Source organism: Bradyrhizobium sp. Ses1 (assembly GCF_059512365.1).
In genome coordinates this window covers 1-244 of the sequence record NZ_JCAMOQ010000268.1, presented here as the reverse complement: position 1 = coordinate 244, position 244 = coordinate 1, and the positions used below count along the sequence as shown (strand labels likewise).

1 protein-coding gene is annotated in these 244 nt (G+C 53.3%); it reads left to right on the top strand.

From position 1 onward, the window contains the following. Nucleotides 1–244: hypothetical protein (locus AC5ZG5_RS46630; RefSeq protein ID WP_496165623.1), on the top strand; the 244-nt coding region annotated here is incomplete at both ends.

The following is a 244-nucleotide window of genomic DNA, read 5'->3' as shown; positions in this document are numbered from 1 at the left end:
GATTGTATGCAGTGGGCTGATAATTTCTCGGGAACTGTAACTTACAACAACTGCATTTTCTGGAACGGCGATCGCACTGTTTTCATCTTCGCAAGTCCCGGCACGACAACCAATGTCGCGTTCACCAATTGCTATTTCGCTACTCCGGGTGGAGCCCCTGGCTTCCGTATAGCGGCTGTCAGAACTGGAGTGCTCAACGTTCTGGCATGGAGCAATGTGCGCCTCGCGAGAGTGGTCGGCACGA